Source organism: Nocardioides sp., assembly GCF_004803405.1.
Lineage (GTDB): Bacteria > Actinomycetota > Actinomycetes > Propionibacteriales > Nocardioidaceae > Nocardioides > Nocardioides vastitatis.
In genome coordinates this window covers 1-8249 of the sequence record NZ_SSXI01000059.1, presented here as the reverse complement: position 1 = coordinate 8249, position 8249 = coordinate 1, and the positions used below count along the sequence as shown (strand labels likewise).

7 protein-coding genes are annotated in these 8249 nt (G+C 69.4%); 5 read left to right on the top strand and 2 right to left on the bottom strand.

Going from position 1 to position 8249, the window contains the following annotated elements; genetic code table 11:
* Together E7Z54_RS03825 and E7Z54_RS03820 are read right to left on the bottom strand one after the other, a co-directional pair.
* A partial coding sequence (locus E7Z54_RS03825) for a hypothetical protein (RefSeq protein ID WP_206055987.1) occupies positions 1–693 on the bottom strand: 693 nt, incomplete at its 3' end.
* A 14-nt stretch (positions 694–707) separates the two neighbouring features.
* Complete coding sequence (locus tag E7Z54_RS03820) at positions 708–944, bottom strand: hypothetical protein (protein WP_136431681.1); 237 nt, start codon at positions 942–944, stop codon at positions 708–710.
* A 267-nt stretch (positions 945–1211) separates the two neighbouring features.
* Here E7Z54_RS03820 and E7Z54_RS03815 point away from each other — a divergent pair, with 267 nt between their 5' ends.
* The 5 genes from E7Z54_RS03815 to E7Z54_RS03795 all read left to right on the top strand — a co-directional run bounded on the left by E7Z54_RS03815 (position 1212) and on the right by E7Z54_RS03795 (position 8084).
* Positions 1212–1661 (top strand): response regulator, encoded by a 450-nt coding sequence (locus tag E7Z54_RS03815; protein WP_136431680.1) that lies wholly within the window; start codon positions 1212–1214, stop codon positions 1659–1661.
* A complete protein-coding gene (locus tag E7Z54_RS03810) occupies positions 1654–3378 on the top strand; it encodes a sensor histidine kinase (protein ID WP_136431679.1) in 1725 nt (574 codons plus the stop codon). The genes E7Z54_RS03815 and E7Z54_RS03810 overlap by 8 nt, the downstream gene beginning before the upstream one ends.
* Positions 3375–3947 carry a response regulator gene (locus E7Z54_RS03805; RefSeq protein WP_136431678.1) on the top strand — a complete coding sequence of 191 codons (573 nt, stop codon included), beginning with the start codon at positions 3375–3377 and terminating at the stop codon, positions 3945–3947. The genes E7Z54_RS03810 and E7Z54_RS03805 overlap by 4 nt, the downstream gene beginning before the upstream one ends.
* A gap of 128 nt (positions 3948–4075) precedes the next feature.
* Complete coding sequence (locus E7Z54_RS03800; protein ID WP_168798149.1) at positions 4076–5749, top strand: S8 family serine peptidase; 1674 nt, start codon at positions 4076–4078, stop codon at positions 5747–5749.
* 76 nt (positions 5750–5825) lie between these two features.
* Complete coding sequence (locus tag E7Z54_RS03795) at positions 5826–8084, top strand: sensor histidine kinase (protein ID WP_136431676.1); 2259 nt, start codon at positions 5826–5828, stop codon at positions 8082–8084.
* The last annotated feature ends 165 nt before the right edge of the window (positions 8085–8249 follow it).

The window sequence follows — 8249 nt, the reverse complement described above, 5'->3', positions numbered from 1 at the left end:
AGGCACGACGATCCGGAACGCGACCTTGGGCGAGAGCGGCGAGTCGGCCGACCGATACCGCTGGGAGGCGCGCAGCACATGAGTGCCCCGCCGCAGAGCGGATCGGGGAGTGCACGACCACCGCCCGCTACGGGGCGCCACTGCGGCACAGATCTGCCGACCCCGGTCGAAGACCCGCACGCGGGCACCGGCGACCGCACGACTGCCCTTGATGCGCGGCGTCCGGTCCCGGACCCGCGCCCCCGGGCTCGGAGTGGAGATCACGGGCGCCGGCGGTGCCACCAGGAAGGTCACCGACGCCGCCGGCGACTCCAGCTGACCGTTGTCGACCTGGACCGCGACCAGCCTCACTCTGCCGACCGGCAGATCAGTCGAGGGCTGGCACTCCCACGTCCCGTCCGGCTTCACCGGCGTGTTGTGGCAGACCTCGGCACCCGCCAGCCTCACTGCGACCTTGTTGGCGGGCACGCCTGTGCCACGGATCGCCGGCCGGCGCTCGGTGATGACCTCGCCGGACGCAGGTGCGTCGATCGTCGGTGCGGGCGGCGGCGCCGCAGCGGCCGCCCGTTCGATCGCGCCGCCCGAGGTCGCCACAAGCACGATCGCGATCGTCGCTAGGGCGAGTGCGTGGCCGTGGTGAGACGGTGTGCCGCTTCCACCGCCGCCCGCCCGGCGCAGGCGTGACCAGACCATGTCGAGTCCTCTCTTCAGTCGAGCTGTGCCGCAGGACCTGCCGCCTCCTGCCCCGTCGTCGGGGTCGGGTCCTCGGGCGCCGCCGCAGTGACGGTGCTCTGCATGATGGCGGCGAGCAGCCCGATCACGAGGACAAGCAGCACCGCGCACGCGACGCCGGCGCGTACGACGGAGGGTTGGACCGACCGCGCTCCCCGGCGGTGCTTGCCGGGACGCTGGGGGGACGCGGACCGGTCGAAGAAGCCGCTCAATGAAAGATTCTCCTCGTAGGTGCGGGGACAACTCGGACGTGCCGAGGCGACGCGTCCGCTTGGGGCTCAACGTGGCAGCACCTGAGGGCATTGGGGAGGTCCGACGCCGACTTCATCCGCAATTTCATCTGCGGCTGGTCCGCAGCTGGTCCACTGAGCGACCCCACGGTCGGATGCCGTGGCGCCGATGGTTAATGACCGGGAGATGGTGGCCGATGGGGACCACCAAGGAAAGCGGAAGCGCTTGACCTTGGCCCGCCCTACGGGATGGGCGGCGCGAAGGTCGGTGAGCGTGCACGGCTCATCGACCATGAACGGAACCACGAGAGGACATGCGCCATGTCGGTCGTTCTTGTTGTCGATGATGATGCCGCGATCCGTCAGTACGTGAGCGACTTCCTCGAGATGGAGGGTCACGACGTTCGCTTCGCCACCGACGGCCCCAGCGCGTTGGCATCGATCCGGGCGGAGCGCCCCGATTGCGTGCTGCTGGACGTGATGATGCCGGGGATGAGTGGACACGAGGTCCTGGCCGAGATCCGCCGCGTCGACGGGGGGCCTCAGCTACCCGTCGTGATGGTGACCGCCGCTGCGGGCGAGGCGCAGTCCTGGCAGGCGTGGACCGGTGGCGTCGACTTCATCGTGCCGAAGCCGATCGATACAGATCACCTGCTGCGTGTCCTCGAGTACCTGACTTCAGCATCCGCCCATGCCTAGTCAGCTCGACGTCGCCTTCGCCGGCGCCGCACGGGTCGACTATCAGCTGGTGGACTCCGTCGACGGCCAGCACGGGGTCGAGGAGCGCGCCCGTCTTCGCGCGCTCGCCCGGTACGCGATCCTCGATACCCCAGCGGATCAGGGCTTCGACGACCTGGCGGAACTGGCTCGTACGATCGCGGGGACGCCGGTTGCGGGTATCGGGTTCTTCGACGTCGACCGCGTGTGGTTCAAGTCGTTGTTGGGCGGAGCCGGGCGCGCGTACACCAGGGAGCAGCTGTTCGTCGCACAGAACGCCGCGACGGCCCCGACGAGCGCGACGGATGTCGAGCCGGGTCGGACTGACGCCGATCTGCGGAGCTTCCCGTGTGTCACCCCCGACGGCTTCACCCTGGGCTGCATCTTCGTGGCGCAGGACGGCCCGCTCGCGCTGGATGCCGAACAGCTGGCATCACTGGCTGCGCTCGCCCGCCAGGTCGTACGACTGCTCGAGCTGCGTCGCACGGTCTTGTCGTACCACACCATCGTCGACGGCGCCGGCGCGGTGGTCTTCCACCTGGACCAGGCCGACCGCCTGGTCTCGCTCACCCCGACCTGGAGCAAGTTGAGCGGATTCGGGGTCGTCCGCTCCGTTGGCGCCCGGCTGGAGGACTTTCTCAGCAGCAGCGAGCGCGACGCCTTCGGCGCCTGGCTGGCGCAGGTCCGTTCCGAGCCGGTCCCGCCGTTGGCGCAGTACCGACTCAGGAGGCTCGCGGGGGACGAGGTCATGGTCGAGGTCCTGGCCCGTCCGCTGGTGGACGAGGGAGGACGAGTGCTCGGGGTCGTGGGTGTGATGGTCGACGTGACCGAGCGGTACGCACAGGAGGTGGAGACCCAGCACCGCCAGCGACTGGAGGCGCTGGGACGACTGTCGGCTGGGCTGGCTCACGAGATCAACACCCCGATCCAGTTCGTCGGCGACAACACCCGGTTCCTGGCGGAGGCCTACAGTCCCATCCTCACTTTGGTGCGCGGGTACCGCGCGATGCTCGACCCCGAGGCGGAGTCCGCACCGTGGGCGGAGCGGCATGCCCAGATCCAACGGCTCGAGGCCGTCGCTGACATCGAGTACCTCGCTCGTGAGGTGCCTTCCGCGATACAGCAGAGCCTGGACGGCGTCGAACGGGTCGCCTCGCTGGTCCGCGCCATGAAGACGTTCAGCCATCCAGGGACCGACGCGCAGTCTCCCGCCGATCTGAACGACGCGCTGCGCGCCACCGTCACCGTCGCACGGAATCAGTTCCGCTACATCGCGGAGGCCAGGCTCGAGCTGGGTGAGCTGCCGCCGGTCACCTGCAGCATCGCTGACCTGAACCAGGTGTTCCTCAACGTCGTGGTCAACGCCGCGGACGCCATCGAGGAGAAGGGCGAGCCGGGGACGATCACCGTGATCACACGGCAGGACGGTACGGACGCGCTCATCGCGGTCACCGACACCGGCGCAGGCGTCCCCGAGCGTCTCCAGCGCCAGATCTTCGAGCCGTTCTTCACCACCAAGCAGGTCGGTCGGGGAACGGGGCAGGGCCTGGCACTCGTCAGGGCGGTCGTCGACCGACACGGTGGCCGAGTCTCCGTGCACAGCACGCCAGGGCTCGGTACGACCTTCACCATCCGCATCCCGATTCACGGGAATCCGGAGCACCACGGAGATCCCGAGCACCACGGAGGTTCGTCATGACACCGCCTAGCAGCGACGCCGCCCCGGCCGCCTCCCAACCATCACTGCCGCGGGTCCTCCTGGTTGACGACGAGCCGGCGATCCTCGACGGACTTCGCCGCCACCTCCGACGCAGCTTCGAGGTCGCCACGGCCGTCGGTGGCGTCGAGGCGCTCCAGCTGATGGAGACCTCAGAACCGTTCGCGGCGGTGCTGTCAGACATGCGGATGCCTGCGATGGATGGCGCAGCCTTCCTGGCCCTGGTCCGGGAGAGGCACCCGGACACGGTCCGCATGCTCCTGACCGGGCAGTCGGACATGGAGTCGACGATCGCGGCCATCAACGACGGCCAGATCTACCGGTTCCTCGCCAAGCCGTGTCCGGGCAGCACGGTCGAGGCGGCGCTGCATGACGCGGTCGAGCTGCACCAGCAGATCAGCGCCGAGCGCGATGCCTTGAGAGCCATGCGCGAAGGGGGACGACCCCAGGGCGGGGACGCCCAGGCGCCCGCAGCGTCGACGCCCCTCACTCTCGGAGACAAGCTCGCCGCGATCCGCTCGACCACGCGGGCATCGCAGCGGCTCCAGTAGTGCACGGCGTCCATCGCCGGCGACCAGCCAGCAAGACGTGGCGCCTACCGAAAACGACCAGAAGGATCGACATGTCACAGAGCATCGACCGACGGCCCCTACCCGGGAGGAGGGCGGTGGGGCGACGGATGAGCGTCATCCTCACAACCCTCGGAATCGCGGCAGCCGCTGCGGCGGGCACCCACATCACGACGGAGGAACCGCAGGCGCTGGTCGCCGAGCAGGTCACCGGACGGGTGGTCGTCATCGGGCCCGACGCGGCCGCGAGTGCCCGGGAGGTCAGGGCCGCCGGTGGGACAGTCCGTGCCGAGGTCGAGCTGATCAACGGTGTCGTCGCCGAGCTGCCGAGAGGCGCGGAGCTTCCGGGGGGGTACGACGTCGTTCCCGACCGTCCCGTCTCCTTCGCCTCCGAGGCATCGACCGCGGACCCTCAGCGCGCGCTGGTGCGCGAGACCGTGGGTCTCGCGTCGACTGGATCGGAGGGCGCAGGCGTCACCGTGGCGCTCGTCGACACCGGGGTCGCCGACGTTTCCGACCTGGCCGGCCGGCTCGACCACATCGACGTGACGGGGACCGGAGTCGGCGACGACTACGGTCATGGCACCTACCTGGCGGGCGTCCTCGCCGGGAGCGGTGAGTCGTCTGACGGCCGCTTCCAAGGAGTTGCGCCGCAGGCGCGAGTCCTCGACGTCAAGGTCGCCGACGGCAGCGGGCGCACCTCTCTGGCGCTGGTGCTCGAGGGGTTGCAGCAGGTCTGGAACACTGCGGACCAGTACGGCACCAAGGTCGTCAACCTCTCCCTCGCCTCAGGGAGCCCGTTGCCCTACCAGGTCGATCCGCTGAACCAGGCGTTGCGCAGGCTGTGGCACCGCGGCTTCACCGTGGTCGTCGCCTCGGGCAACGACGGGCCGACCCCCGGCGTCGTCGCGAGCCCGGGCAACGACCCCGTCCTGCTGACCGCAGGTGGGCTCGACGACGGATTCTCCGCGTCGCGGGCCGACGACACGGTTGCGGAGTTCTCAGGCCGCGGGCCCACGATCCAAGGTGTCGGCAAGCCGGATCTCGTGGCCCCCGGTGTTCACGTGGTCGGCCTCCGAGCGCCTGGCAGTCACGTCGACGTCTCGTTCCCGAGGGCTCGGGTGGCTGCGGACTACGTCCGCGGGTCCGGGACCTCGGCCTCAGCCGCCGTGACGTCCGCTGCTGTTGCGACGATCCTGGCTGACAGCCCCAACCTGCGGCCGGCCCAGATCAAGCATCTGGTGACGGCCACCGCCTACCAGGCTGACGCTCTGCGGACCGGCGCCGGCGCCGGTGGAATCGACCTGCAGGCGGCCCTGCAGATGGCGGACTCTCCGAAGATCCGACAGTTCTCTCCTCCGGTGGCGAACGTGCCAGGCACCCCCGGCCAGTGGCGGTCGGTGGCGATCGCGATCGGCAACGGGGACCGCAAGGCTGCAGCTGCGGCGTGGAAACAGCTGTCGCCCGAGGCTCGCGCCTGGGTCGGCAGATCCTGGGTGAAGCTCGACCCCGTCGCCCGAGCCTGGGTGGGGCGGTCGTGGGTGACGTCCTCGGGCGACGACGAGAAGGTCACGTCGGAGGAGTGGGCAGCGAGGGCATGGGTCGCCCGGGCGTGGGTCGGTGACGCCTGGGCGGCGCGGGCCTGGGTCGGTGACGACTGGGCCGGGCGCGCTTGGATCGGTGACGACTGGGCGGCGCGCGCCTGGGTCGGCGACGACTGGGCGGGGCGTGCGTGGATCGGCGAGATATGGGAAGGCCGGGCCTGGGTCGTCAGCTGGCGTTGACGCGTCCATTCGCAGGGCGGACTGACACATGATGACAGCGACGGACCGGGTCGATCCGGAGAGGGCGGAGACCCCGGTGGCTGAGCCGCCCTCACGCCAGGGATCGGGCCTGCCCACCGTCAATCAGGTGGTAGCCGCCGCGGTGCTCCTGGGCGCCGCGGCGGCCGTCGTCGCCTTCACCTTCGGCGCCCATGGTCGGGCGCCGTTCGAGATCGCCTGGATCGACGGCTACTGGCTGCACCTCGTGCTCCTGGGCATGACCTGCCTGTGCGGCGTCGAGGCGGTCGGCGTACGGCTGCGGCACGACGACGAGGCGGACACCGTCGAGGAGCTGAACCTGCTCGAAGGGGTGGTGCTCCTGAGCGTGCTGGTCCTTCCGGTCCCGCACGCGCTACTGATCACCCTCGGCGGCATCCTCGTGCCGTATCTCCTCCGCCGACTGAGCCCGATCAAGGTGCTGTACAACCTCGGCGTCTACGCGTCCGCGTCAGCCGCAACCGCGGCCTTGGTGCACGTCATCATGCCGCCGGATGGGCGATTCGACGTCCGACTGGTGCTGGCGATGGTCGTCGCCACGACGGCGTTCGTGCTCGTGAACCATGTCCACATGGCGTTCCTTCTCAGCGCCATCGGTGAGACGACGCCGGCAGAGGTACTCCGAGAGGATGCCCGCCTGTCAGTGCTGACCATCATCGGAACCATCGGCACGACGGGAACGGTGCTGGCCATGGCCGTCGCCGCGCCTGTGCTGCTCCCCTGTGCGGTGCTGCCGGCGGTCGCCCTGCGATTCGCCTTCGGCGCCTCCGCGGCCAAGCAGGAGGAGCGACGTCGCTCCGCGCGGGTGTTGGCGTTCTCTCAGGTCTTGGCCTCCGGCCCGAGTCGCGACGCGGCGACCGCTTCGTTCCTGCACATGGTCAGCCAGGAGTTCGAGGCTGCCGTGTCGATGATCGTGTTCTCGCAGGGTGTGGGACTCAGGGTGACGGCGTCGTCACCCGATCCGCGACCGTTCACTGCCGCCGCCGAGGTCCGGGCGCTGACGGAGCACCGTGAGCTTCGGGCGGTCGAGACCGCCGGAACGACGTCCGGCTGGTCGCGTGTCATGACGGCGCCGGTGACCGTGGACGGCGAGCGTGTCGGCACGGTGATCGTGGGCCGCCGTGATCGCACACGATTCCAGGCGCGCGATCTCACGGCGCTGAGGTCGCTCGTGGCCTCCCTGGCGGTGAGTCTGCAGAACGCCGATCACATGACCAAGCTCGTGGAGGAGACCAGCAAGCTCCGGGCGGTCGTCGACCAGGCAGGCGACGGCATTGTCGTACTCGGACGCGACGAGACCATCCAGGTCTGGAGTCCTGCGATGACGCGGATCACGGCCATCCCGGGAGAGGCCGCGATCGGGGCGCGGCTGAGCGAGGTTCTCCAGGTCGAGATGTCCGACGTCGAGAACGGCACCTCCTTCGCAGAGGGACAGCGCCCCCTCGCCCTCACCCCTGAGAATCCGCAGGGAAGTGTCGACATCGAACTGCTCCGTGCCGATGGCGACCTCAGAGCCACGCGGTTCTCTCACGCGGCCGCCTTCGAGGACGGGATCCTGATGCGGGACGTGGTCATCGTCCGCGACCTGACCGCGGAGCGGCAGGTCGAACGAATGAAGAGTGACTTCATCGCCACTGTGTCCCATGAGCTCCGCACGCCCCTGACGCCGATCAAGGGCTATGCCAACATGCTCCTGAAGAGGGGGGACACGATGCCCCCGGACAAGCGTCAGCGCGCCCTGGACGTCATCGTCGACCGCGCCGAGCACCTCGGTCGACTCGTCGAGGACCTGCTTGCCGCGTCCGTCATCACCGCGGACCATGAGCCGAGGCATGTTCTGGCCAATGGGCGAGCGGATCTGGATGCGCTGGTAGCTCGCACCTGTGAAGACTTCGCGGCGGCAGCCGGCAGACTGCGGATCGACGCCGCGTCTCGGCCGGTCCAGGTTGTCGGTGACCCGACCCGCATCGTCCAGATCACGAGCAACCTGATCTCGAACGCGCTCAAGTACTCACCGGCCGAGCGACCCGTGTCAGTCGTCGTGACGCAGACTGAAACCATGGGATGCGTCACCGTGACCGACCGTGGCTTGGGTGTCCCCACTGATCAGTTGGAGCGCATCTTCGAGAAGTTCCACCGGGTGGAGGACCCGATGGTGATGTCCACCGGCGGGACCGGGCTCGGTCTCTACATCGCGCGCCAGCTCGCCCGCGCCATGGGGGGAGACATCGCCACCAGCTCCACCCTGGGCGTGGGGTCGACCTTCTCGCTGACCCTGCCGCTGGACAGTGGTTCGTGACATCGCAAAGAGAGGCCGCCGTACCTCGACGGCCACTCGAGCACCGACTCGAGCATCGACCGGGGCCCGGGACAGCCGGTGAGGCCGGAACCGCCTGGAAGCCGCGTCTGAGGTCGGCGCGCGCTCAGCTGACTGCGTTGAGTGGGCGGCGGGTGCCGCGGCGGA

Coding starts and splice junctions, on each gene's coding strand:
- E7Z54_RS03815 (WP_136431680.1), top strand. CDS start 1,212: ATGGGCGGCGCGAAGGTCGGTGAGCGTGCACGGCTCATCGACCATGAA.
- E7Z54_RS03805 (WP_136431678.1), top strand. CDS start 3,375: ATGACACCGCCTAGCAGCGACGCCGCCCCGGCCGCCTCCCAACCATCA.
- E7Z54_RS03800 (WP_168798149.1), top strand. CDS start 4,076: ATGAGCGTCATCCTCACAACCCTCGGAATCGCGGCAGCCGCTGCGGCG.
- E7Z54_RS03810 (WP_136431679.1), top strand. CDS start 1,654: ATGCCTAGTCAGCTCGACGTCGCCTTCGCCGGCGCCGCACGGGTCGAC.